At 38.0% G+C, this 24814-nt stretch carries 17 protein-coding genes and 4 pseudogenes; 16 read left to right on the top strand and 5 right to left on the bottom strand.

Annotated features, from left to right (window positions below; all coding sequences use genetic code 11):
- The first annotated feature begins 122 nt into the window (after window positions 1–122).
- The 4 genes and pseudogenes from HYU07_06490 (at window position 123) to HYU07_06475 (ending at window position 7227) form a co-directional block, all read left to right on the top strand.
- A pseudogene (locus tag HYU07_06490) lies at window positions 123–440 on the top strand (hypothetical protein).
- A gap of 18 nt (window positions 441–458) precedes the next feature.
- Window positions 459–830: pseudogene (locus tag HYU07_06485) on the top strand (hypothetical protein).
- A 1359-nt stretch (window positions 831–2189) separates the two neighbouring features.
- A pseudogene (locus tag HYU07_06480) lies at window positions 2190–2375 on the top strand (hypothetical protein).
- A 4231-nt stretch (window positions 2376–6606) separates the two neighbouring features.
- Complete coding sequence (locus tag HYU07_06475; protein ID MBI2129853.1) at window positions 6607–7227, top strand: cob(I)yrinic acid a,c-diamide adenosyltransferase; 621 nt, start codon at window positions 6607–6609, stop codon at window positions 7225–7227.
- A gap of 3 nt (window positions 7228–7230) precedes the next feature.
- On the opposite strand, the gene HYU07_06470 is transcribed toward HYU07_06475, so the two are convergent.
- Entirely contained in the window at window positions 7231–7668 is a 438-nt protein-coding gene (locus HYU07_06470) for a hypothetical protein (GenBank protein MBI2129852.1), read from the bottom strand.
- 232 nt (window positions 7669–7900) lie between these two features.
- Between HYU07_06470 and HYU07_06465 the strand changes: the two genes are divergently transcribed.
- Window positions 7901–8182, top strand: coding sequence for a hypothetical protein (locus HYU07_06465; protein ID MBI2129851.1), 282 nt, complete (start codon window positions 7901–7903; stop codon window positions 8180–8182).
- 257 nt (window positions 8183–8439) lie between these two features.
- Here the strand turns inward: HYU07_06465 and HYU07_06460 are convergent, their stop codons facing one another.
- Both HYU07_06460 and HYU07_06455 read right to left on the bottom strand, forming a co-directional pair.
- On the bottom strand, window positions 8440–9279 hold the full coding sequence (locus HYU07_06460) for a hypothetical protein (protein ID MBI2129850.1): 840 nt from the start codon (window positions 9277–9279) through the stop codon (window positions 8440–8442).
- 185 nt (window positions 9280–9464) lie between these two features.
- Window positions 9465–9881 carry a hypothetical protein gene (locus tag HYU07_06455; protein ID MBI2129849.1) on the bottom strand — a complete coding sequence of 139 codons (417 nt, stop codon included), beginning with the start codon at window positions 9879–9881 and terminating at the stop codon, window positions 9465–9467.
- Between the two features lie 272 nt (window positions 9882–10153).
- Between HYU07_06455 and HYU07_06450 the strand changes: the two genes are divergently transcribed.
- The 9 genes and pseudogenes from HYU07_06450 (at window position 10154) to HYU07_06410 (ending at window position 20932) form a co-directional block, all read left to right on the top strand.
- A complete protein-coding gene (locus HYU07_06450) occupies window positions 10154–11503 on the top strand; it encodes a hypothetical protein (GenBank protein ID MBI2129848.1) in 1350 nt (449 codons plus the stop codon).
- 5 nt (window positions 11504–11508) lie between these two features.
- On the top strand, window positions 11509–12330 hold the full coding sequence (gene argC / locus HYU07_06445) for an N-acetyl-gamma-glutamyl-phosphate reductase (GenBank protein ID MBI2129847.1): 822 nt from the start codon (window positions 11509–11511) through the stop codon (window positions 12328–12330).
- Window positions 12331–12389: 59 nt separating this feature from the next.
- A complete protein-coding gene (gene carA / locus HYU07_06440) occupies window positions 12390–13463 on the top strand; it encodes a glutamine-hydrolyzing carbamoyl-phosphate synthase small subunit (protein ID MBI2129846.1) in 1074 nt (357 codons plus the stop codon).
- Complete coding sequence (locus HYU07_06435; protein MBI2129845.1) at window positions 13460–13960, top strand: NUDIX domain-containing protein; 501 nt, start codon at window positions 13460–13462, stop codon at window positions 13958–13960. Before carA ends, HYU07_06435 begins: the two co-directional genes overlap by 4 nt.
- Entirely contained in the window at window positions 13953–17138 is a 3186-nt protein-coding gene (gene carB / locus HYU07_06430) for a carbamoyl-phosphate synthase (glutamine-hydrolyzing) large subunit (protein ID MBI2129844.1), read from the top strand. The genes HYU07_06435 and carB overlap by 8 nt, the downstream gene beginning before the upstream one ends.
- 104 nt (window positions 17139–17242) lie before the next feature.
- On the top strand, window positions 17243–18001 hold the full coding sequence (locus HYU07_06425) for a hypothetical protein (GenBank protein MBI2129843.1): 759 nt from the start codon (window positions 17243–17245) through the stop codon (window positions 17999–18001).
- A 280-nt stretch (window positions 18002–18281) separates the two neighbouring features.
- Window positions 18282–19369: pseudogene (locus tag HYU07_06420) on the top strand (hypothetical protein).
- Between the two features lie 226 nt (window positions 19370–19595).
- Window positions 19596–20222 (top strand): hypothetical protein, encoded by a 627-nt coding sequence (locus tag HYU07_06415; protein MBI2129842.1) that lies wholly within the window; start codon window positions 19596–19598, stop codon window positions 20220–20222.
- Window positions 20219–20932, top strand: coding sequence for a nucleotidyltransferase (locus tag HYU07_06410; GenBank protein ID MBI2129841.1), 714 nt, complete (start codon window positions 20219–20221; stop codon window positions 20930–20932). Before HYU07_06415 ends, HYU07_06410 begins: the two co-directional genes overlap by 4 nt.
- A gap of 18 nt (window positions 20933–20950) precedes the next feature.
- Here the strand turns inward: HYU07_06410 and HYU07_06405 are convergent, their stop codons facing one another.
- Together HYU07_06405 and HYU07_06400 are read right to left on the bottom strand one after the other, a co-directional pair.
- Entirely contained in the window at window positions 20951–22165 is a 1215-nt protein-coding gene (locus HYU07_06405; protein ID MBI2129840.1) for a methionine adenosyltransferase, read from the bottom strand.
- A gap of 158 nt (window positions 22166–22323) precedes the next feature.
- Window positions 22324–23088, bottom strand: a complete 765-nt coding sequence (locus tag HYU07_06400) for a hypothetical protein (GenBank protein MBI2129839.1) — start codon at window positions 23086–23088, stop codon at window positions 22324–22326.
- Window positions 23089–23222: 134 nt separating this feature from the next.
- Here HYU07_06400 and HYU07_06395 point away from each other — a divergent pair, with 134 nt between their 5' ends.
- Together HYU07_06395 and HYU07_06390 are read left to right on the top strand one after the other, a co-directional pair.
- Window positions 23223–23687, top strand: coding sequence for a CBS domain-containing protein (locus tag HYU07_06395; protein MBI2129838.1), 465 nt, complete (start codon window positions 23223–23225; stop codon window positions 23685–23687).
- Window positions 23688–23874: 187 nt separating this feature from the next.
- Window positions 23875–24684 carry a hypothetical protein gene (locus HYU07_06390; GenBank protein MBI2129837.1) on the top strand — a complete coding sequence of 270 codons (810 nt, stop codon included), beginning with the start codon at window positions 23875–23877 and terminating at the stop codon, window positions 24682–24684.
- Window positions 24685–24814: the final 130 nt, after the last annotated feature.

The following is a 24814-nucleotide window of genomic DNA, read 5'->3' as shown; positions in this document are numbered from 1 at the left end:
TTTTTATAATACTGTAGAATATATATTATTCAAAGCACAAAAGTTTAAATATGGCTTAATGTTGATTTTTATGCGGTTATTAGCGGAAATCAATTAAAAATTACTTGAAAAGAGGGGGAAAGATGAAGCAAGAGGATGATGGGAAGACAAATTCTAAGAAAGTAACAAAGATAATAAAAAGAGACGGCAGTACAGTTGACTTTGACAAGATAAAGATCATAAATGCAGTATTCAAGGCAGCGCAGTCTGTTGGCGGAGAGGACCGCGCAACAGCTGAAAAGCTTGCAGATAAGGTTGTCAATGTTCTTGATGAGCAGTATGACGGAAAAAAGATACCTCATGTTGAGGAAGTGCAGGACATTGTAGAGAAAGTTCTTATTGAGCAGGGCCATGCGCAGACTGCAAAGGCATTCATCCTGTACAGGCAGAAGCATAAGGAACTGAGAGAAGTTAAGGAGATGATCATTGGCAAAACTTTTGAGACAAAGCTTTCTGTCAATGCATTGCAGGTTCTTAAGGAGAGGTATTTATTGAAGGATAAAAACGGTGCTTTAATAGAAACTCCGGATGAATTGTTCAGAAGGGTTGCAAAGAACGTTGCGCAGGCAGACAAGCTCTATGATAAAGATGCTGTTTCAGGCAAAACAGAGGAAGAATTCTACCAAATGATGTCAAATCTTGAGTTTCTTCCTAATTCTCCGACATTGATGAATGCAGGAACAAAGCTGCAGCAATTGTCAGCGTGCTTCGTTCTTCCTGTAGGAGATTCTATTGAGGAGATATTTGAAACTGTGAAGAATACGGCTGTGATACACAAAAGCGGAGGAGGATGCGTCTATAAGGATTCAAATGTGTTTACCACATATTGCGGCTTGGAGAAGATCGAAATCCTATATAATAAGCTTAAAAAAGAAGTGCCTGAGGAAAAAGGCCAAAACAGCGAATCATTCATAAAGCTGGCTGGCAAAAATATCTTTACCTTTTCTTTTGATAAGAGAACAGGAAAGTTTTCTAAAGATAAAATAGATAAGATCTGGCATTACACTCTGCCTAAAGAGCGGGTTTTTAGCATTTGTTTTGAGGGAAACTCAAAGGCAACTACAAGCGATTGGCATCCTTTTTTTGTTTTTGAGAATGGCAAAATTCTGGAAAGGCGTGCAGATGAGATAAAGCCCGGAGATTGGGCGATATTTTCAAACAGCAGCATTTTGGAAAATTGGCCGTTTGAGCAATATCAGGAAGTCAACGGGATTAAAATTAATGAAGAAATGGGCTGGTTATTGGGCTATTTCCTGGGTGACGGCTCATTGGGGCCTTATCTAGACAGGCTGCGGTTAAGATTTTTTGATGAGTCAGTCGAGAGCTTAAATAAGGCAGTCAATATATTGGCGGCTGTCACCAATAAGAAATACAAGATTCAGAAAGACAGGCGAAACAAAACCCATTATATTGTTTGCTATGACCGCAGAATAATAGCGTTTATAAGGTCGGTATGCAATGTTCTCGGAGAAAAAAAGGATATTCGTATTCCTTCTTCGGTCTTAAAGTCTCCTTTGCCTGTTATAAGCTCTTTCCTGGCAGGGCTGATTGATTCTGACGGGTATGTAAGCAAGGAAAAGATCAGGGTTAATTATGCTTCAGCAAGCAAGCAATTTATTGAAGAGCTAAGCTGTTTGTTGTCTTTGCTCGGCTTCAGGACATCAGTCAGGGAAAGAAAGCCGCGCAAAAATAAATGGCATATGATGCATGAACTAAACATAGATACGCAGGAGCAATTGAGCCGCCTCTGGGATTTGGTCAAGCATCATCTTGCAAATAACTTTAGAAGAGAAAGGCTGCAGAAATTTGCTGAAGCGTCTTCAAAGAATACAAGCCGGACATGCCCTCTTTCTTTTGCAGATATTGAGCCTTATCTTAACCGAATAGATGTAGCCACTAAAAATAGCAAAATTCACAAAGAATCAATAAAGATTAAAGACACATATTTTTGGCTGGCGAGGTGGAAAGAGAATCAGGGCGTTTCTTTAAATAAGGTGTTAGAGCTGCTCAAAATAATCTTAACTTTTTCAGAAAAATTAACATCCTCAGAAAAAGAGACATTAAAGATGTGGCTGTCTGTTCTGCCCACTCTGCACCGCGTTGTAGCTGTTGAGAAAGCCGCTTGTGCAGGGGATTTCTATGATTTTACTATGTCTGAAAACAACAATTATTTGGCTGGGGAGAACAGCTTTGCAGTTGTTCACAATACAGGATTCTCTTTTTCAAGACTAAGGCCGAGGAATGACCTTGTGATGTCAACTAAAGGAGTTGCTTCCGGGCCATTGTCTTTTATGCGCGTATTTGACGTTACAACAGAGGTTATCAAGCAGGGCGGATGCATAGCTACAGGCAGCCTAATAAGGACAAACAAAGGAGTCATGCCAATTGGAAAGCTTTTGAACTGCCCTTCATTAGGAGATTGCCCGACAAGCCATCTTGTTTATACAAATGGCGGCTTTGAGCAGGCATTTTTGGCAGAAGATAATAATGTTGCTGAAGTGTATAGCATAAAGACAAAGATAGGCACCGAAATTAAAGCAACTTACAACCACAGTATAGGCATTGTTGGCGAGGAAGGAAAATTCTCGTGGAAGAAGGCTGAAGATGTTAAAAAAGGAGATTGGGTTATCCATGTTCTTGGCGGCCATATTGCTGAAGATACAGAACTGCCAGCTATAGAGCTCAAACAGCATTTTAATACCAAGCATGCAGAGCTGCCAAAAAAAATGAGCCCTGATTTAGCAGAATTGCTTGGAATTTACATGGCTGATGGCTGCATAAGCAGCGGCGGAAGAATTATTTTTGCAGTAGAATCCTCTGATATTTTGCTAAAAGAAAGGATTTGCGAATTAATGCTGAAAAATTTTGGCGTTTCAGAGCACAGAACAGAACAAAAGGAAGGCGAAAATTCCATATGCCTGATATTCTATTCAAAAAACATCTGCAGTTATTTTGAAAAATCAGGATGGAAAAAAGACGGGGCTCTGAATGCGTTTGTTCCGCTTCATATATTCCAGTCCTCGAAAGAAAGCGCATTTGCATTCTTAAAAGGCCTGTTTGAAGGCGATGGAGATGTGCATTCAGACGGCTATCCTAGGCTCTATTCAGCATCACAAAGGCTGGTTAAAGATGTGCAGCAATTGTTATTTGGCTTGGGGATTGTCTCGACATTTCACAGATATACAAGCAGCAACAGATACGGAAAGAATCCAATTCATCACTTAAATATAATCCAGGAAAGGAGCATAAGCGAATTCATTAAAAATATCGGCTTCATTTCTGAGAGAAAAAATAATAAGCTAAAAGAGAGATATAAGATCAGGGAATTTGAGCAAAACGATGTTATACCGAATCAAGTTGATTTATTGAGAAGCCTTTATGATGGCCCGGGGAGAGGATGCGGCAAGAACAGAAGCAAGAAAGGCGCGAATAGGGAATTATACAGGGCAATACAGCACCATTTGTCCGGCATAAAAACCAGTTCTGCAAGGAATCTCACAAGAAAGAGGCTTAAAGAGCTGCTCAATACATTTTCAGAATTAAGAAATGAGCAGCTGCTGAAAGCAGCAAATGACGAATATTTCTACAGCCAGGTTTCTGAGATCAATACTGAAAAAGAGCACACAATGGACATAATGGTTCCGGCTACCGGCTATTTTGTTGCGAACAGCATTTTGGTGCATAACAAAAGGCGCGGCGCTAACATGGCTATTTTGCGGGTTGACCATCCCGACATAATTGATTTCATAACATCAAAAGAAAAACTGAATGCATTGAACAACTTCAACATATCTGTTGCCTTGACCGACAAGTTCATGAAAGCTGTTGAAAAAGACGAAGAATATGAGCTGATAAGCCCGCACGATAAGTCTGTTGCCAAAACTCTTCCTGCAAGAAATGTTTTTGATTTGATTGTTCTGATGGCGTGGAAGAACGGAGAGCCAGGAGTAATATTTATTGATGAGATGAACAGAGCTAATCCGACGCCGAAAATCGGTGAGATCGAAAGCACTAATCCATGCGTTACAGGCGATTGTCTGGTTTCTACTGAGTTCGGGTTGATGAGAATGAAAGACTTAGTTGAAAAACATAAGGTAATTAAAATAGCTGTTGATAACAGAGTGCCCATTTCTGTTCTGAATAAAGATGGAACACTAAGCTTACTCCAAATGAAGGAGAAAGGGGTCAGTTTTAATCCGATATCTGCTGTTTGGAAAACAGGAGTTAAAGAATGCTGCAGATTGGCAACAAAATGCGGTTATGAGCTTGTTGCTACAGCAGACCACAAAATCCTCACAACAGACGGCTGGTTTGAGCTAAAAGATTGTTTAGGAAAAAAAGTTTTATTGCAGTCCGGAGAAGGCAGATTCAGCAGCAAATATGATATTCAATTTGATGTGAAGAATGAATTCAAAGGAAGCAATGGAAGGGCATATAAGCTTAACCTGCCTTCAAAATGGTCAAAAGAACTTGGCCAAATACTTGGTTTGTTGATTGCGGATGGTTGGATCCGCGAAGGGGACAAAAATTGCAGAATCGGATTCACATTTGGCAATGATGATATAGAAATTCTCAATTACATAAGTCCAGTGATAAATAATTTTTATGGCAATGAAATAAAGGAAATAAAAAGGAAAAACAATGTGATTCATTTATCTTACCACTCGAAGTATTTTGTGGATTACTTTAGGAAGCTCGGAGTTAAGGTTGTTCGCCCGGATGAGAAAAGCGTTCCTGAGAGCGTATTCTCTGCGCCGAAAGAAGCTGCTGCCGGATTTCTGCAAGGATTGTTTACCGCAGACGGCACAGTCAGAGACAGCAAAAAAAGTGCAAGTGACTGGATGGCATTAACATCTAAGAGCATAATGCTGCTTAAGGAAGTGCAGGTGCTTCTTTTGAATTTCGGCATAAAAAGCGTAATCTATGATCGCTCAAGGCCGCCAAGAGAAGGCCTGTTTGAGTACATCACAAAAAACGGGGAAAGAAGAACATACAATTCTGATGGCGTATTATACGAACTAGGCATCTTTGGCGCGAATATGGACAGTTTTAAGAAGAAAATAGGTTTTATTGGCAAACGTAAAAATCAGCATCTAGAAAATATTCGCTTCAAAAAGAGGCGGGAAAAACAATTCACAGATACTGTTGTAATGGTCGAGAGCGCTGGCTTAAACGAAGTTTACGATTTGACAGAACCCGTTACACATTCTATGGTCTGTAATTCAATCATAGTTCACCAATGCGGCGAGCAGCCCCTTTTGCCTTACGAATCGTGCAACCTCGGCAGCATAAATCTAGGCAAATTTGTTGAAAACGGAAAAATAAACTATGAGAGACTCAGTGAAACTGTAAGAAAAGCCGTTCATTTTTTGGACAATGTAATTGATATGAATAAGTTTCCATTGAAGCAAATAGAGGAGATGACCAAGTCAAACAGGAAAATTGGGTTGGGCGTTATGGGGTTTGCCGATATGCTTTTCCAGCTGAACTTTGCGTATAATTCAAAAGACGGCGTTGAAACAGGAAGAAGCATCATGAAGTTTGTATGCGATGAAGCAAGAAAAATGTCTGAAGAGTTGGGCAGAAAAAGAGGGTCTTTCCAGAATTTCAAGGACAGCATCTGGGCATCCAAATTCAAAACAATGAGGAATGCAACTGTCACAACGATTGCTCCAACCGGGACATTAAGCATGATTGCTGACTGCAGCTCCGGAGTGGAGCCATTGTTTGCTGTATCATTCATTAAAAGGGTAATGGACAACAAGGAACTTGTTTATGTGAATGAGCATTTTGAGAATTACGCAAAGAAAGAGGGATTTTACAGCGAGGAGCTGATGAAAAGCATTGCCAACAAAGGATCAATACAAAACATCAAGGAGATTCCTGATGAAGGAAGAAGAATCTTTGTTGTAAGCCACGACATAAGGCCGGAGTGGCATGTAAATATGCAGGCCGCTTTTCAGGAACATACAGACAATGCTGTGAGCAAGACTGTTAATTTCCCGAATTGGGCGACAACAGAGGATGTCAAAACAGTCTACCTTACTGCTTACAAGCTTGGCTGCAAGGGCGTTACAGTTTACAGAGATGGAAGCAGGGAAAATCAAGTGCTGAACATAGAGATAACAAAAAAAGAAGAGGACGGAAAGAAGAAAGGCAAGTTTTTAGAGAAATGCCCTGAATGCGGCAGCAAGATGAAGATCCAGGAAGGATGCTCAACATGCCCGCAGTGCGGTTATTCAATATGCAGCTTATAAGAACAAATTAAATTGTTAATTCATTGTCGCGATAAACCAAAAAATCCAGCCAACCATGGTGCCTACGGACAAATTTCTGAAAGAAATTTGTCCTACTCGGCACTCCGTAGGAGCCAACCCTCGCCTCGTCGGCACCATGGCTGGATTTTTTTGTTGAGAGAAAAACACCACCACTGACGCAGGCGAGACGGGGGTTGTCCCTTACGGGGTGGCTCGCAGGACATTTTCGTTAGAAAATGTCCGTCTGCTGTCAGTTGTGGTGGTGTTTTTCTATAGTAAAAGTATTCATTAGCAACTTTACTAATACAAGATGCCAACAAACAGGCTTGGACTGGTCCAGGTTTATACAGGAAACGGGAAAGGAAAAACAAGCATTGCATTAGGCATTGCATTAAGGGCCATTGGCCAGAACTTGAAAGTTTATATTGTGCAGTTCCTTAAAGGCGGGGCGTATACAGGCGAGTTCATTGCAGCCACTAATTTTCTGCCGCAGCTCAAAATAAAGCAGTTTGGGAAGCACTGCGTGAAGGAGAAGAAGCAGCTGAAGCTTGAAGGAGCAAATGGATTTCCGCATCTGAATTATATACGTGAAGATGTTGATTGCGGGGAGTGCAGAGAATGCTTTCTTGATGATGATGAGCAGAAGATGCTCGCTATTGAGGCATTTGAGCATGCAAAAGGAGTTGTCAATTCTGGCGACTATGATCTTGTTGTTCTCGACGAGATAAACAACTGCATGGACAAGGGGCTGGTTAATGCTGATGCTGTTCTTGAGCTGATAAAAAACAAGCCGTCTAATGTCGAGCTTGTCCTGACAGGAAGGAATGCGCCGAAAGAAGTAATTGACGCTGCTGATCTTGTTACTGTGATGAATGAAATGAAGCATCCGATGCAGGGCGGAGTTGTTGGAAGAAGGGGAGTGGAATATTAAGGGCTAATCCATGAAAATCTTCTTGCGGAATTCATAAGAAATAATTGCAGGGATATAATATGTTATACCTGCTAAAATTGCCCCTATGAAGATCGCCAGTGAATAGTCTGCTATGACGTATGGTAAAAAAGAGTAGTAGAGCGGGCGTATGATGAAGCTGTCAAGATACTCTGCCGGCCCAAACTCGACTATCATGTTTCTTAATTGTTTTAAGTAATCCAGGAAATTTAATTTCTTGTTTCTTTTTCTTTTATTTAAATCCCTATGCACTATTATCCCATAGAACCCTAAATTATCCATCCAAGTGCCTATAAAGCCGGCAATTATTGTGTTTTTAAAGAAAAACATCGACAGATTTGAAAAAATAAGGGCAAAAAGAATGCCTGTCAATTCAGCAAGCGCATACCTCTTAAACCATTCTTTTAGTTTATTCTTGATCATCAGCGCAAATAATCAACAATTATTATTTATATTTATCTGAATTGCAGCTCTGTATAAACCCGACCGAGCGAACGGAGTGAGCCAGCAATCCCCTTATCTGTGATAAGGGGTGTAGGGTTTCTCTTGAATCATAGCCAGCTGTAAGACTATGCTGGGAAGTGGACAAATGAAGTGCCCGCCATGAACAAGAAAAAAAGAAAGCTTTAAAAAGCCCGCTTCACAGGCTCATCATATGTACACAAAAAAAGATCTTATAAGGGTTTTAAAGCAGGATATTAAAACAGAGATCAATGCAATTAATTTCTATGTTGACAACATTGATGACTTAGATTATAGCAAGAACTACAAGCTTGTAAATGAGCTGCTCTTTGGATCGATGAAGCATTTAAGGATTGTTGCAGAAGAGCTTTGCAGGCTGTGCAGGAGCTCTTCAGTAAAAGCGCTGAAGGCAGCCAAATATTCGGAAGGCTTACAGCGCAGGAAACCCATCATAAAAAACTGGCAAGATCGATGAAATAATAGAAAGTTTTATATTTCTTTGAATTAATAACTGCAATATGGCGGCCAAGAAATGCCCTTTGTGCAAGTCAGATCTCGTTAAGAAGTCCAGCTATAAGGTTGGCGATACAAATTATGACATCTACAAATGCCCGAATGAGAAGTGCAATTACCAGGCTGCGAAGAGCGAATAATTCAACGCAATTTTTGTTAGCTCGCTTTTAATGAAAGAAGAAGTAGTTTATTTGGGCTGGGCTTATTTTAGGGGTCATCTCAAATATTATTTACCATCATTAAAATATGAAATACCCTTTTATTATTTAATTCTTCTTCATCTAAAAAATTAGCAAGACCTATAACATTTAGACTATCTTTCGTAATTTCTATACCGCTCAAAAGAGTATGCCCCTCTGAATCTTGTGTGGTACGCCAACGAATATCAGAACCTCGAAGTTCATCTATTGTAGAGTGCACTATTCTGTTCTTATGAGCACTTAACAAGTCTCTAAGAACCGCCTGAACATGCCCATCATTTAAGATATCACCTAAGGATTGATCTGGTTCTGCCTTCATTAACTCATCTAGTTTACTCCCCTTTTCCATCTCTATTCCCGCATCTCTTATCGTTATCTCATATGCATGTTTAAATTCATATCCTCCAATAGCAGAAAAATAAGAAGACTTTACAGTTTCTTCGATTTTTTCGGCATAGTTTTTAATTTTATTAAAAAATTCCCTGAGATTCCCTATTGGTTGTTGTAACATTGATTCTATATTCACCCATATCTTATCTTTATACCAATGAGCTGTTTGTGTTATAGAAGGATTTATATTAACATTGCATACGTAATGTTCATCACCAATGTTAAATCTTAATTTAGGATAAGATATATGTGTGCCTCTATCTTCCACACCATTATTAATTTCAAAATTTCCACCAACAAGTCTTTCTATTTTTGGTTTATCTTTCTCACAAACGCCAACAATCCTTTTTAAAGTTTCTTTTACATCAACATTTTTTGATTGTTTATCTAACCCATAAACATTGCAAAGCCATAGTTTTTGCATCCCATAACTTCGTGTGTATTTTTTTGGTTCTATAAGAGTTTCCATTACATTATCTCTCCTTAATCATATAAATTAACGATCATTATTTAAATATTTCCTTTTTAAAAATCCCATCCCTTTACTTCTTTTTTACGCTTGCAAACAAAAACTTCTTCGTCGCTTCGTCCTTGACCACATGCACTTTCGCCTACGGCTAATGGCATTGAATAGGCAACCATATGATTTCTGCGCTATGAGTTAAAGCTCAATATATCCATTGTCTTCGGCAGATCTTCCTTCCTGATTGTAAAGATCGTATCTGTCCAGCAGGACATTGTTTCAAGGATGTTTATGCTGTTCTCGCCGAATAAAGAATAAATATAGCCCATCACACCCGGAATTGATTCCATCTTAGCAGAGCTTTTCATCATGATTTCAACGAGATCTTTCGATACTTTCAATATATCATGCTTAAACTTTCTTTCTATATCGCTTAAAAAATCCTCTGTTGTTATCAATGTTATTGCATTTGCTCCCCTGATCACGTGCATTATCTCGTTTTTTTCCTCTACTTCCTTTTGGAGCTGCAGGATTTCCTTAAAAGATGTATCTGGCTCCAGAATTACAACAACGATCTTATCCCTGATAGACAGCTTGCTGCCTTTCAATAGGTCAATTATAGGAGGCGAATAAGCAGATTTCTTTAGCTTGTAACAATACCGCCTGCATGCAACTAAAATAGCGTCAAAATTCTTGATGTTCTTCTCTTTGCTGCTTGATAAACGGGCTGTTTTTTATGTAATCCTCTGTTAGCTTTGTTATATTGGCCATAATGATGAAATTATTCGCTTATTTATAAATGTTTTGTTTCGGACATTAATGTTTATTTTGTCCGGAATAGGACGATAATTTTATAAAAGAATGCGAGTTTTTGCAATGCATGAAAAACATAAAACATGTGATCGGGCATTTGACAAGCAGCATCGGAGGCAAGGAATTCGAGAGCTATCTGAGCAAATACCAGCAGCTGGAGCCATCTGAATTTGCAGTTATGAAGGTAAGCGGCGACTGCATTGAAAATTCGCTCGAAGAAATAATCATGAGCATAAGCGTGCTGCAATATCTGAAGCTATATCCTGTAGTCTTGTTTGGCTGGGGTGAGCCGCTTAATAAAAAACTAAAAGAAAAGGGAATAGAATCAAAATCCATTGAAGGCAACAGGGTTACTGATTTTGAGACATTGGGCATAATAAAAGAAGTAGTTGGCGAATTGAAGGGCAAAATTTTTTCTTTATCAAAAGAATACGGGCTCAATCTTGTTGACCTTACAAGTGAGCATATATTTGCTGCTAAAAAATTAAGCGATGGCCTGGGGTATGTTGGAGAGCCAACAGGCGTGAATTTAGAGCTTGTAAAGAAAGCCTGTGAAAGCAAAGCCACGCCATTATTGGTTCCGCTTGGCTATGATGGAAGCCAAATTTACAATATAAATGCAGACACAGCAGCAAAAGCCCTTGTAATGGCGCTTAAGCCGCACAAATGCATATCTATAACAGGGATAGGTGGTGTTTTGGATAAAGATCAGAAGCTTATAGAAAAAATAAGCATAATTGATGATTACCAAAAACTGGCGGATGAAGGCGTTGTAAGCGGAGGAATGCTGAAAAAGCTCAATGAAGCAAAAAGCCTGCTTGAAAAGCTGGGAAACAAAAACAGCGTTCAGATTATATCGCCCTTATTGAAAGACCTGTGGTCAGAATTGTTCAGCTACAAGGGATCGGGAACAAAGATTATTTATGGTTATAATACAATTACTTGTGATGGCCTGAATGGGATTGACAAAGACAAGCTTAAGAGCCTGATTGAATCTGCCTTTAAAGGCAAGAAATTAATTGATAATTATTTTGGTGAAGAGCCCATTACGCACATTGTTCTTGAAGAAGATTACGACGGAACAGCAATAATCGAAGATCATAAAGGCTGGGCTTACATGGATAAGTTTGCTGTCAATAAAAATACAGAGGGAAACGGGCTTGGATCAAAGATATTTTCAGAGCTGTTAAAGCTGAAAAATACCGGCATTTTTTCAGAAAAATCAGGATTGTTCTGGCGATGCAAGATTGATAACGATAAAAAAGAGATGTACAAGAAAAAAATAGAAGAAAACAACGGAAGCGGCTGCTATTACAGCAAGCCATTCATTGTATTCTGGATAGGCGGCCCTAAAGATGAATTGCATGATATCATTGATTACGCTTTGAACAAAGAAGAAACACTGGCGGCAAAATGAATAAAGTGAAAGTCGGAATAATCGGCCATACTGGAAAGCTCGGAAAGCCATTAGTTCAGATTTTGAATAAGCATCCTTATGCAGAAATAGTTTATACGGAGAGCAGGAAAGAAGGCAGCACAGGAAGCTTGTCAGATGCGGAGATCGTTTTTCTCGCATTGCCTTACGGGAAAAGCGGAAATTATCTGCCTAAACTAAATGGAAAAAAGCTGATAGACCTTAGCATTGACCACAGGCTTGATGATGGTTGGGTTTATGGCCTGCCTGAATTGAACAAGAGTAAGATAAAAGCTGCGCAAAAGGTTGCGAATCCAGGCTGCTACGCAACTTCAATCATACTGGCATTAGCTCCTATAAAAGAAAAAATCTCTAATGTTCATATAGCCTCAACAAGCGGAATTTCTGGAGCCGGGCTTGAAGTGCAGGAAGAAGACAATTTCAAAATATATAAAGAAGGCAATGCGCATCTACAGATTGCTGAGATTGAAAAAGCATTGGGCCTGGAAAATGCATTATTCGTGCCGCAGAGAATAGACACCGCATATAGAGGAATAGTTTCAACTATTTTTTGCAATCATGAAGAATTTGGAAATTTGATTAAAGAATACAATCAGTTTTACAGCAAAAGCCATTTTATAAGGATAGCTGATGAAATTGAGACAAAGAATGTGAATGGAACTAATTTCTGCGATATAAAACCTCGTGCATACAATAACAAGATCATTATTATTTCCGCATTAGACAACCTGATCAAAGGAGGAGCAGGCCAGGCAGTGCAGAATTTCAACATGATGCACGGCCTTGACGAAACAACCGGGCTTTTATGATCTATATTCTCAACAACAAAAAAGCTTATAAACTGGGCTAATTCATTCATCTTTTTAATATGCAATCAAAAGGGGCGGAAATAAAGCTTGTTCTTGAAGATGGCTCTGTTTTCCAGGGATTTTCATTCGGATCTGAAAAAAGCGCTTCGGGAGAGGTTGTCTTTAACACGGGAATGGTCGGATATCCTGAAACTCTGACTGATCCTTCCTACAAAGGCCAGATATTAGCCCTTACATACCCTCTGATCGGCAATTACGGCGTTCCTGGAAATGAAAAAGAAGACAATATCTTAAAATATTTTGAATCTGATAAAATACAGATTTCCGGCTTGATTGTCTCGAATTACAGCGAAAACTATTCTCATTGGAATGCGAAAAGATCGCTTTCAGACTGGCTGAAGGAGCACAATATTCCTGCGATTCAGGGTATTGACACAAGGGAATTGACAAAAAAATTAAGGGAAAAGGGAACAATGCTCGGCAAGATAGTTTATGATGATGAAAACATTGAGCTTGAAGACCCGAATAAAAGAAATTTGGCTGCAGAAGCAAGCATTGAAGAGCCAATTATTTATGAAAAAGGAAAAACAAAAGTTGTTGTTATAGACTGCGGAGTTAAGAATAACATTATAAGAAGCCTTCTGAAAAGAAACATCACCGTAATCAGAGTCCCATGGGATTATGATTTTTTAAAGCTTGAATTTGATGCCTTGCTAATTTCTAATGGGCCTGGCGACCCTAAAACAGCAAAAGAAACCATCGTCAATGTAAAAAAAGCATTGGAAAGCAATATTCCGACATTCGGCATCTGCTTAGGAAATCAGATTTTGGCTTTGGCAGCGGGCGGAGACACTTATAAGCTGAAATACGGGCATAGATCGCAGAATCAGCCATGCCTGGAAATAGGAACAAAAAGGTGCTTCATAACTTCGCAGAATCACGGCTATGCAGTTGACATTAAAAGCCTGCCAAATGAATGGACGCCATGGTTTGTCAATGTGAATGACAATACGAATGAAGGGATAAAACATTCAACCAAGCCATTCATTTCAATTCAATTCCATCCAGAGGCAACGCCAGGACCTGTTGATACTGGATTTTTATTTGACAAGTTTTTGGAGATGCTGAAATGAAAGAATATATGGCGGTTGTTGATGAAAATGACCGAGTAATGAGTAAAAAGACCAGAAACGAGATCGTGGTTAAAAATCTTCTCCACAGAGGCATTGCCGTATTTGTTTTTAATTCAAAAGGAGAAATCTTTGTTCATAAAAGGAACAGGAATAAAAAATATTATCCCGGCTACTATGATGCGATTGTTGGAGGAGGCCTTAAGCATGGCGAAACATACAATAAGGGAGCGAAGAGAGAAGTAAGGGAAGAAATAGGAGCCAAAGATATAAAGCTGCAGTTTCTTTTTAAAAATAGGTTTAAAAATAATATTGACAATCATATTGCCAACGTCTATAAGATAGTTTATGACGGAAAAATAAAGCTGCAGAAAAGTGAAATCGAATGGGGAAAATTCATGGCAATAAACGAGCTTAAAGAGCTGATGAAAAAAAAGAAATTTGCTCCGGATTTGATAAAAATATTCCGCAGATACATGAGGGAATTTCATAATGATTAAGCCAAACAAAGTTTTAATATTGGGATCGGGAGCAATCAGAATAGGGCAGGCCGGAGAATTTGATTATTCGGGGAGTCAATGCATAAAGGCATTAAAGGAAGAAGGGATCAAAACAGTTCTTGTCAATCCAAACATTGCGACAATACAGACATCTGAAAATCTTGCAGACAAGATATATTTCCTTCCCATAGATGAGTACTTTGTTGAAAAAATAATAGAAAAAGAACAGCCAGATGGAATCCTGCTCGGCTTTGGAGGCCAAACTGCATTAAATGTCGGAGTTGAGCTCTATGACAAAGGCATTCTGAAGAAATATGGAGTGAAAGTTTTAGGAACACCGGTAGATGCAATAAAGAATACAGAAGACAGGGAATTGTTTGTTGGGAAAATATTGGAAGCAGGGCTTAAAGTGCCGAGAAGCGCGGCTGCCAGCAACGTAGATGAAGCATTAAGCGCAGCAAAGAAAATCGGCTATCCTGTAATGATAAGAATTGCATATGCTTTGGGCGGCTTGGGATCAGGAGTTTCTTACAGCGAAGAAGAGCTGGCAGAAAGGGCAAAAAAGGCATTTTCCTTTACAAAGCAAATTCTAGTGGAAGAATACCTTGAAGGGTGGAAAGAAGTCGAGTATGAAGTTGTGAGAGACCAATATGATAACTGCATTACAGTCTGCAACATGGAGAATTTTGATCCCATGGGGATCCATACAGGAGAAAGCATTGTTGTCGCTCCATCGCAGACATTGACAAATTCAGAATATCATTTATTAAGAGATGTGTCAATAAAAGTCATAAGGCACCTTGGCATAGTTGGGGAATGCAACATACAGTATGCTCTAGACTCTAATTCCGAAGAATACAGAATAATTGAGGTCAATGCGAGGCTTTCAAGAAGCTCTGCGCTTGCTTCAAAAGCAACAGGCTATCCATTGGCTTTTATCGCAGCCAAATTAGCATTAGGCTATTCCCTTACAGAACTGCAGAACATGATAACCAAAAAAACAATGGCATGCTTTGAGCCTGCGCTCGATTATATTGTTGTCAAAATACCGAGATGGGATCTCCAAAAATTCAAAATGGTCAAGAAAGAAATAGGCACTGAAATGAAATCAGTTGGCGAGATCATGGCAATTGGCAGGAACTTTGAGGAAACGCTGCAGAAAGCAATCAGGATGCTGGGCATTGGAATGGAAGGCCTAGTTGCGAATGAGATAGAGCTGAACAATCTGGATAAAGAGCTTAAGAACCCGACTGACCAGAGAGTTTTTGCAACAGCAGAAGCAATTAAAAAAGATTATTCAATAGATAAGATACATGACCTCTCCAAAATCGACAAGTGGTTTTTATACAAAATTAAAAATATAGTTGAAATAGAAAAAGAATTAATCAAGTGCAAGCTTGAAAATCTAGATGCATCTTTATTAAAAGAAGCAAAGCAAAAAGGGTTTTCTGACAAGCAGATTGCAATATTGACAAAATCAGATGAATTGTCTGCAAGAAAATTAAGAAAAAAGCACGGAATAATTCCTTATGTAAAGCAGATAGATACTTTGGCAGCAGAATATCCTGCTAAAACTAATTATTTATATTTGACTTATAATTCCAATGAAGATGATATTGATTTCAATGAGGAAAACCAGGTTATCGTTTTAGGCAGCGGAGCTTACAGGATAGGATCTTCTGTTGAATTTGACTGGTGCTGCGTTAATGCTGTTCTGACATTGAGAAATTTAAAGTACAATACAATCATGATCAATTATAACCCTGAAACTGTAAGCACAGATTATGATATCTGCGATAAGCTGTATTTTGACGAGCTTAGCTTTGAAAGAGTGCTTGATATCTACGAAAAAGAAGCTCCGCTTGGCGTAATAATATCAATGGGCGGCCAGATTCCGAATAACCTTGCTTTGAAGTGCCACAATGTTGGCGTTAAAATATTAGGAACATCTCCGATTAGCATAGACAATTCTGAAGACAGGCATAAATTCTCAAAATTGCTTGATGCGCTTTCAATAGACCAGCCGGAATGGAATGAACTTACTTCTTTAACTGATGCAAAGGCATTTGCCAGAAAAGCCAGTTATCCTGTTCTTGTAAGGCCGAGCTATGTTTTAAGCGGAGCTGCAATGAGCGTTGTCTTAAACGAGAATGAGCTTGAAGAATACCTGAAGAAAGCATCAGCTGTGAACAAGGAGCATCCTGTTGTGATAAGCAAGTTCATAACAGATGCAAAGGAAATAGAGATAGATGCTGTTGCTAATAACGGCGAATTATTCTGCTATGCAATTTCAGAGCATGTTGAAAATGCAGGGGTTCATTCTGGCGATGCAACCATTGTTCTTCCTCCGCAAAGGACTTACCTTGAAACAATGAGGAGGATTAAGATAATAACAAGGAAGATTGCAGAATCGCTGAAAATAACAGGGCCATTCAACATACAGTTCATAGCAAAAGACAATGATGTAAAGGTTATAGAATGCAATTTAAGGGCTTCAAGAAGCTTTCCGTTTGTTTCAAAAGTTTTCAAGATAAATTTTATTGATATCGCTACAAAGCTGATGATGGGCAAGAATGTGCCTAAAATAGACAGGTCAGCATTTGACCTTGATTATGTCGGGGTTAAAGCGCCAATGTTCTCATTCACAAGGTTAAAGGGGTCTGATCCTGTGCTGGGTGTAGAGATGGCATCTACCGGTGAAGTTGCCTGCCTTGGCGATGATTTTAATGAGGCGTTTTTAAAAAGCCTCATCTCAGTTGGATTTAAACTTCCGAAGAAAAACATTTTATTGTCAACCGGGCCGATACATGCGAAATCAGAATTGCTGGAAAGCAAAAAGATTCTTGCAAAAATGGGCTTTAATTTTTATGCAACAGAGGGAACAGCTGAGTTTATGAAGTCCAATGGATTGAATGCAGAAGTCCTGCATTGGCCTTTGGAAAAGAAAGAGCCGAATACGCTCAGTTACATAGCTGATGGAAAAATAGACCTTGTTATCAATATACCGAAAAGCATAGAAAAAGAAGAGCTTGACAATGATTATTTAATAAGAAGGAAGGCAGTTGATTTTGATGTTCCTTTGATCACCAATTTGCAGATCGCAAAAAGGCTTGTGGAAGCGATGTCGAGGACAAAGGTTGAGGAGCTGAAGATCAAGGGATGGGATGAATATAATTAATTAGATTAAAAAATGACAACTTAAACCTTTCCCTTTCATAGAACTACTTTAAAGTTACAAAAACCAAAAGGTTTATATATTAGTGTTACTTTTCCATTTCTAGAATGAAACCCTATCAAATCAGCAATAAAGATACGAGAACTCTTAATAGAATAGTTGATTCTAGTAATTTTAAAAGCCCAGAGGCTGTATTAAAACATTTAATCAAAAATTATGCACACGAATTAATCCAACCTCAAAATATAACTATAGATTTGCAGTCTGCTGTTAATGGAGCATATAAAACTCAAAAAGATTGGATTGCGCTATATAATGCCCAAGAAGGAGAATTTAAAGGAAAAAGAATGATTTCTGCTTCTGATATTTACCAAGCTGGAAAAACAGCTTCTGATGAAGTGCTTGGCAGTTTAAGAAAAGACTTTGATGAAAGCTGGGAAGTTTCAAGCACAAGAATTCGATATAATCCAAATGATTTGGGTGCAAAAATTGTGCATAATTTTGGCAGTACTGTAGTACAGCCTACCAAAATAAACATTTCTGTGATTCCTGTTTATCAAGATACACCATTACCTCGAATACTAAATGAAGAAGATGGAGTTACCTATTTTCAATCTGTATTGAATACAACTGACAATCCAAAAACAATCACTGAAGTTCTTGAACATCTCTCAAAGAGAAGAGCAGGCGATATTAGAGATTGGACACCAGATCAAAGTTCAAGAAACTCAAATCCTGAAAGGGCTGTCGGGTTCGACGACTTTGGCGGTTGGTTCCTTGTCGATGGCAACTACCGCTTTGACGGCAGCTTTGGGCGTTCCCGTGGGGTGTTGATAAGTCCGCGAAGCGGACGCGCAAAAAAATAAATTTTTTATACTGGCTTTATTCTTCTTTATTTGTCTTGGTCAAAAAAGCCAAGGCCACACGCCAATTTATCATGGCTTAAAAGTTATGAAATACAGCTGCAACACTTGGTAGGAAACGAAGAGATGAAGCAGCAGTGAACTTAAGGGATAAATTGGCTATAATGTTGGGGCTGTCAGGTTCGACGACAATGGCGATAGGTTCCATGTCAATGGCAACAACCACTTTGACAACAACAATGGGCATTCCCGTGGAATGGCCTTGGCAACCAAGACAATTACTATGAAACGATATGGCAACCTGTATAAACATGTTTGTTCTTATGAAAATTTAGAATGTGCTTATAAAACGGCAAGAAAACACAAAACAACAAAAGACTATGTAATTGATTTTGAAAAAAACTTAAAGGAAAACCTCAATCAATTACAAACTGAATTATTACTGCATTGCTACCAACCCAAGCCTTTAGTAAACTTCATAGTTAGAGACCCAAAAACAAGAAAAATCTCAAAATCAGATTTTAGGGATAGGGTGATGCATCATGCTTTATGCAATATAATAGAGCCCATATTTGACAAAAGCTTTATTCAAGATTCTTATGCCAACAGAACCAATAAAGGAGCACTAAAAGCATTGCAAAGGTTTGATTATTTCAAAAGAAAGGCAAGCAAGAATAACACAAGAAACTGTTATGTGCTTAAGGCAGATATAAAGAAATACTTTGAAACAGTTGATCATAATATTCTATTAAATATAATCCAAAAGAAGATAAAGGATGAAAGAGTCATTTGGCTAATACAAAAAATACTTAACAACTGCATTGCGGGGGGGGGGGGCGAACGGAAAAAGGAATGCCTCTTGGAAATTTAACATCTCAGTTTTTTGCAAATGTTTATCTTAACCAGTTAGACTGGTTTGTTAAATCTGAGCTAAAAGCAGAATATTACATTCGCTATGTTGATGATTTTGTTATATTGCAGTCAAACAAAGATGATTTACTGAACTATAAAGACAGAATCAACAAATTTCTAAAGCAAAGACTGAATATTAAACTTCATCCCGATAAATCAAAGATAATACTTTTAAGAAATAGATTGACATTCCTCGGTTTTAGGATTTTTTATTATCACAAGTTATTGAAAAAATCTAATTTAAGAAAGATGATGGCGAATTTTGAAATACTAAAGCAAGCCTACAAAGACAAAAAAATAGATTATGATGGCATTTATGACTTCTTTGAAGGCTGGTTTGCTTATGCAAAACATGCAAACACATATACGCTAAGAAAGAAATTAGCTGTTGAAATTGAGGATATTTTCCCTAATGAGATTTCAACAAAGGAGATTAACAGACTGGCCAAAAAATCATGAAATGCTTCTCCTCTTGTAGAAATACTGGAAAGAGGCACGGCATTCATCTCATAGCTAAGGTTGCGGGTATTTTACCTAAGCTTTTATAAAAAATAAGAAATCCAAACTTACAGCAGGCCTCTTTATTCAATATCTCTGCCTTGTTAGTCTTCTCTTCATTGAAAAATAGTAACCTTTAAATATTACTTCTTATACATCACTAAAAATAATATAAAAAGTGATGTAAATGGATCTAAACAAAACAGCAAAAATGCTTGAAGGGCTGCAGACAATAGGCACAGCAGCCAAAAGGCTAGGTGTATCCAGAAGAACCGCCATAAACACGATCTGGAAACTAAGGAAAGAAGGCCTTGTAGAAACAGGCTATGGGAGAAGGAAAATAAGAATGTACAGGATCAGAACAATAAAAAAGCCTGAAACTGGATTCAAAGGCCTGTATGATATAATAAACGAGAATTCAAAAGTCAAATTATTCGCAAAAGAAATACACAAAATTCATGATCATGAGCTTACAGTTGAAGAAGCAATAGTAAGGGCAGTTAAAGAGAGTGATTTCAGGACCATTTTGGCTGCCTTGGGCTTGTTCAATAAAATAAAGAGCTGGCCAAGATTGCTGGAATTTGCAAAAAAAGAGCAGATAACAAGAAAAATAGGGGCATTATATGATATTGCAAGAAGAACAATCAGAGTGAAAAAGATGGATGAGAGAACAAGAAAAGCGCTGCTGAAAGGAAAAACTAAAGACAAGCGCATAATAAAAGGGACAAGGTCATTAGATTTCAAGGACATAGAAAAAGAATGGAATGTTTTTATACCTTTCAATAAAGCGGATTTAGAGGTGTATAAGGAATGATCAGCATAACTGGGCAAAACGAATTATTCAATCTTCTGGGAGCAAAGCTGGATGAAAAAGCAGAATGTCTGGCTATTGGCGGCTCTGCAATGATGTTTTACGGAGCAAAAACAGAAACAAAAGATGTAGATTTGGTTTTTTTAAATAAAAAACCATTTGATTCAGTAAAAAATGCGCTGTTTGAGCTTGGCTTTGATGAAAAAAAGAATGTAAAAATCATATTCCCTCATTACGAAATTGCCAAGAACAAGCCAGTGATGATGGAAGGCAGAGATACAAGATTTGATTTGTTTCTGAACGAAGTTATAAGCTTAAAAATATCTGATTCAATATCAAGCAGAGTCAAAGAAGCCCATGAATTTGGCAATTTAATTGTAAAAATAATTTCGCCTGAAGACATAATAATGCTCAAATGCGCAACTGAAAGGGAGAAAGACAGGAATGATGCTGCATCATTAATAGAAAAGTTCAATATCGATTGGAATGTCATAATAGAGGAAAGCATACACCAGACCGAAATAGGAGATTACATTTTCCCGGTTTATTTGTTTGATTTTTTATATGAATTAAAGAATGACTTCAAAGTCGAAATTCCTGAAGACGTTATCAGGAAAACCATGAAGATCGGAGAAAAGATGATGGAAGAAAGGATAAAAGCAGGCAATATAGTTAAAGTTGAAGACTTTACAAAAAAAGAAAAAATAAAATAATGCACTCTTAAAATAAATCTACAGTCCAGCCTCTTTCTTCAATATCTCAGCCTTGTCAGTTTTCTCCCATGTGAAGAACTCAATGTTCTCAAACACAGTTGTTCTTCCATTGATGTCAATCTTCACATCCTTCACAGCAGGTTCTCTTCCGAAATGGCCGTAATTCGCTGTTTCCCTGTAGATCGGGTTTCTCAGCTTTAAGCTGTCAATTATGCCTCTAGGCTTTAAGTTAAAATGCTTCCTTACAAACTCATTTATTTTTTCTTCAGGAATCTTGTTTGTGCTAAAGCAGTCAACATTCACAGAAGTGGGCTCTGCAACTCCTATTGCATAGCTTACAGCTACTTCGCACTTGTCAGCTAAGCCTGCTGCAACAATGTTCTTTGCAACATACCTGCAGACATAAGCTCCGCTTCTGTCAACTTTTGTTGGATCTTTACCGGAGAAGCAGCCTCCTCCATGCCTTCCAACTCCGCCGTAAGAATCAACAATGATCTTTCTTCCTGTAACTCCTGTATCGCCTTCAGGGCCTCCAATCACGAATGCGCCTGTTGCATTGATATGGATTTTTGTTTTGGCGTCCATCATATAGCTGCATACAGGCTTTACTACTTTTTCGAGGATTTCCCTCTTCAGATCATCCTCTGAAATGTCTTTTTTATGCTGCTGCGCAATAACAATTGCGTCTATTCTTTTTGGCTTTCCATCTTCATATTCAACACTTACCTGCGATTTACCGTCTGGCCCTATGTGCTTTATCTCGCCCTTTTTCCTTGCTTCAGCCATTCTTCTTGTAAGCTTATGAGCCAGAATTATCGGCAGAGGCATCAGTTCAGGTGTTTCATTGCATGCAAATCCATACATCATTCCCTGATCGCCTGCTCCCTGCTCATGGCCTGCTGCCTCTGTTACACCCTGAGAAATATTCGCGCTCTGCCCATGGATTGAAACCAATACGCCTGCATCTTCAAAATCAATTCCAAACTGAGGGTCTGTGTATCCAATATCCTTCAATGTGCTTCTTACAATCTTCTGCACATCCGCATATCCCCTTGTTGTGACTTCGCCAGCGCACATCACCAATCCTGTAGTTGTCATTGTTTCAACTGCCACTCTTGACATCGGGTCCTGCGCAAACAGGTTGTCGACTATTGCGTCGCTTATTTGATCTGCGATTTTATCTGGGTGGCCCTCTGTCACGCTTTCGCTTGTTACAAAATATGTTTTTGCCATGTTAATTCCTCCTCATTTTTGTATAATTCATATTATAAAGAAAATAACTATGCATATGATTCCACCCTTAAATAAATGCCCATACTCCCTTTACCAGCTTCTTATTTATAAATATTGCTGAAAAAAATATTCCAATAGGAATATTTTGAGAACATTTCTTAATGGGCAGAATGATGATTTTTACTGATTATTGCTAAATCCCGCAATTCAGACTCAATTCTTTGCAGATTTGCCTCTTTAATATTTTTAAATTCCGGCAGAGAAATAAGGAAATTGTACCTTTTAACTGCTTCAACAAGGTTATTTATGTTATTTTCCTGCAGATTATGCACGCTAAATTCTACACGTTCTTTATTGCCGCAACAACCGCCGCCAATCTTCATTTTAATGCCGTACTTTGGGGCAATTTCACGTGCCAGCGTCACATGAAGCAAATCCATTAAAGCCCGTCCTTCTACATCATACATTCCGAACTCATTCTGACCAAGTTTATAAACATCAATGTCTATATGGCCAAGATTCCTTTTGTCTGAAACACCGCTTTTTCTTAATTCTTCTTCTATAAAGTTCTGGTTAACACCCCTATAATCAATGGTTGCTGAAATGCTATATCTGTCCCAATTATTTCTTTCTTTTTTATCTCTTGCCATAATGTGGCAATCAATACCGTACCAACTACTGCTATTTTTGCTGATACAAACTACTGCATCATCATTCCAACCCAAATAAGTTACGCTTCCGTCTTTATTAACTATTTTGCGATCATCTTTCCCATGGTCCCAAACATCCCTTTTGGTCCTGTCTATTTCTGGATATGAGTCAATTATTAATTCAGCTACTTCCATTGCACGGCTGTATTTTTCCTCTTCAGGCTTGTTTTTAGCTGTACTTTCTCTTAGCCCCAGTATACCCAATAATCTCATTTTAATTTACCCTTAAAGGACATAATGAAAAGCAGTTTATAAATCTTTCTATTGTAACTATTTAAAAGTAAAAATTTATTTAGCATTTCCATAAGAATAAATTTATATATCTCTTATTTCTTACCCATTAAAAAATGCCTGAATTAGAAGAAATCAAAATATTAAGAAGGAAGCTCGGGATAACGCAGTCAGACCTTGCTAAATTAGCTAATGTTTCGCAGAGCTTTATTGCAAAGCTTGAAGCAAGATTAATAGAGCCGTCTTACACAAAAACAAAGAAGCTTTTTGAAGTTCTGGCTTCTTTTAAAGAGGAAAAAGAGCCAAAGGCAGAGCAGCTCATGATCAAAAAGATAATTTCCCTAAAGCCGAATGACAAGGTTGACAGCGCAATAAAACTGATGAGGAAGCATGCTATATCGCAGGTTCCTGTAGTTGAAAGAAGCAATGTTGTTGGCATCATATCTGAAGCGACAATAATAAACAACATAGGCAAGGACATCGCATCGAATGGAAGAGACTCCGCCGATAATATCCAAAAATTCATCAATGACGCTTGTCAGCGATCTGCTGAAGCACTATCCGATCATTCTTGTTGCTGACAAAGGGAAATTAGAAGGATTAATAACAAAGGCGGATTTGCTGAAGAAAGTTTAGAGGGTTGTTAGTATATTTTGCTGCAAAGCAATGAAAAAGTCAAAGAAAGTAGGACTGACGAGAAATGATGATCATCACTAGTCAGTTATTGAAAAGGTAATCTTTATAAAACAGATAATATTCTCATTTCAGATGATTGGGGGAATTACTTCATCTACACTAGAAAGGGATTTACAAGAAGAATTTAATAGGATTGAGATTAAAGAGAGCTCTAGTGAAAGAAATACATCTTTTGTTTTTAGTAATGATGACAATATGGCGGGTGTATTAGATGAAGTGAAGAAATTATTTTCTAATGAAGCTAATTATGAAAATAAGGCGGGAATGGTTGTAGGTACAGGAGGATTAATGTCTATCTGCCCTGAGATGCCTTTTGAAACATGGTTTGTTTTTGATAAGAATAAATTTATTCTTGAGTGGATGGCTTATAATATAGAAGCGATAAGATGCGAACCAAACTTAAAAGATTATACTCGAAGAGTCATCAAGGATAATTTTTTAGAAAGTGTTAATAATACAGAAATACATTTTAATAAAGAAATAGAAAGCTTAGGCAGATATCATTATATGGCTGGTGAAGAGAGATTTAGTGTAGTTCAAGATAAATTAAAAAAAAGCACCATTGTTCTATGTGAAGGTGATTTAATGAATTTAGAGTATACGCATGCGGTTGGCAGGATCTTAGAAAAAAGGAAATTAGATATATCATTTGCTAATATGACCAATCTATTTCAGCACTGTGTTGGAAGAGATGATGTGAAAAACCCCGAAGACGCAAAACAGAAATTCATTCAGAGCTTATTTAACATTTTCTCAGATTATGAGAAAAAGATTCCCATTATATGGTCTCATTTTGAACTTGACGAAACAATGACAAGCGAAGTTGCAATTGGATTTAAACAATATTTTGGAATTGCAAATTATTCTGTTAATGCTTTCTAGAATGTAATGTTAATTGTAATTCAAGGAAATTCATCAATGACGCTTGTCAGCGATCTGCTGAAGCACTATCCGATCATTCTTGTTGCTGACAAAGGAAAAAACCAAAAGCTTTAAATATCAATACACATTT

It is taken from the genome of Candidatus Woesearchaeota archaeon (genome assembly GCA_016180285.1).
Classification (GTDB): domain Archaea; phylum Nanobdellota; class Nanobdellia; order Woesearchaeales; family JACPBO01; genus JACPBO01.
Note: the sequence above shows the minus strand (reverse complement) of the source record. Positions and strands in the feature narration are given on the sequence as shown.

What these genes read in the sequence shown, in the direction of transcription:
- HYU07_06460 (MBI2129850.1), bottom strand. Translation starts at nt 9,279, where the DNA reads ATGGAAACTCTTATAGAACCAAAAAAATACACACGAAGTTATGGGATG.
- HYU07_06435 (MBI2129845.1), top strand. Translation starts at nt 13,460, where the DNA reads ATGAAAGAATATATGGCGGTTGTTGATGAAAATGACCGAGTAATGAGT.
- carB (MBI2129844.1), top strand. Translation starts at nt 13,953, where the DNA reads ATGATTAAGCCAAACAAAGTTTTAATATTGGGATCGGGAGCAATCAGA.
- HYU07_06465 (MBI2129851.1), top strand. Translation starts at nt 7,901, where the DNA reads ATGTACACAAAAAAAGATCTTATAAGGGTTTTAAAGCAGGATATTAAA.
- HYU07_06410 (MBI2129841.1), top strand. Translation starts at nt 20,219, where the DNA reads ATGATCAGCATAACTGGGCAAAACGAATTATTCAATCTTCTGGGAGCA.
- HYU07_06475 (MBI2129853.1), top strand. Translation starts at nt 6,607, where the DNA reads ATGCCAACAAACAGGCTTGGACTGGTCCAGGTTTATACAGGAAACGGG.
- HYU07_06470 (MBI2129852.1), bottom strand. Translation starts at nt 7,668, where the DNA reads ATGATCAAGAATAAACTAAAAGAATGGTTTAAGAGGTATGCGCTTGCT.
- HYU07_06450 (MBI2129848.1), top strand. Translation starts at nt 10,154, where the DNA reads ATGAAAAACATAAAACATGTGATCGGGCATTTGACAAGCAGCATCGGA.
- HYU07_06390 (MBI2129837.1), top strand. Translation starts at nt 23,875, where the DNA reads ATGATTGGGGGAATTACTTCATCTACACTAGAAAGGGATTTACAAGAA.
- HYU07_06405 (MBI2129840.1), bottom strand. Translation starts at nt 22,165, where the DNA reads ATGGCAAAAACATATTTTGTAACAAGCGAAAGCGTGACAGAGGGCCAC.
- carA (MBI2129846.1), top strand. Translation starts at nt 12,390, where the DNA reads ATGCAATCAAAAGGGGCGGAAATAAAGCTTGTTCTTGAAGATGGCTCT.
- HYU07_06415 (MBI2129842.1), top strand. Translation starts at nt 19,596, where the DNA reads ATGGATCTAAACAAAACAGCAAAAATGCTTGAAGGGCTGCAGACAATA.
- HYU07_06400 (MBI2129839.1), bottom strand. Translation starts at nt 23,088, where the DNA reads ATGAGATTATTGGGTATACTGGGGCTAAGAGAAAGTACAGCTAAAAAC.
- HYU07_06425 (MBI2129843.1), top strand. Translation starts at nt 17,243, where the DNA reads ATGAAACCCTATCAAATCAGCAATAAAGATACGAGAACTCTTAATAGA.
- HYU07_06395 (MBI2129838.1), top strand. Translation starts at nt 23,223, where the DNA reads ATGCCTGAATTAGAAGAAATCAAAATATTAAGAAGGAAGCTCGGGATA.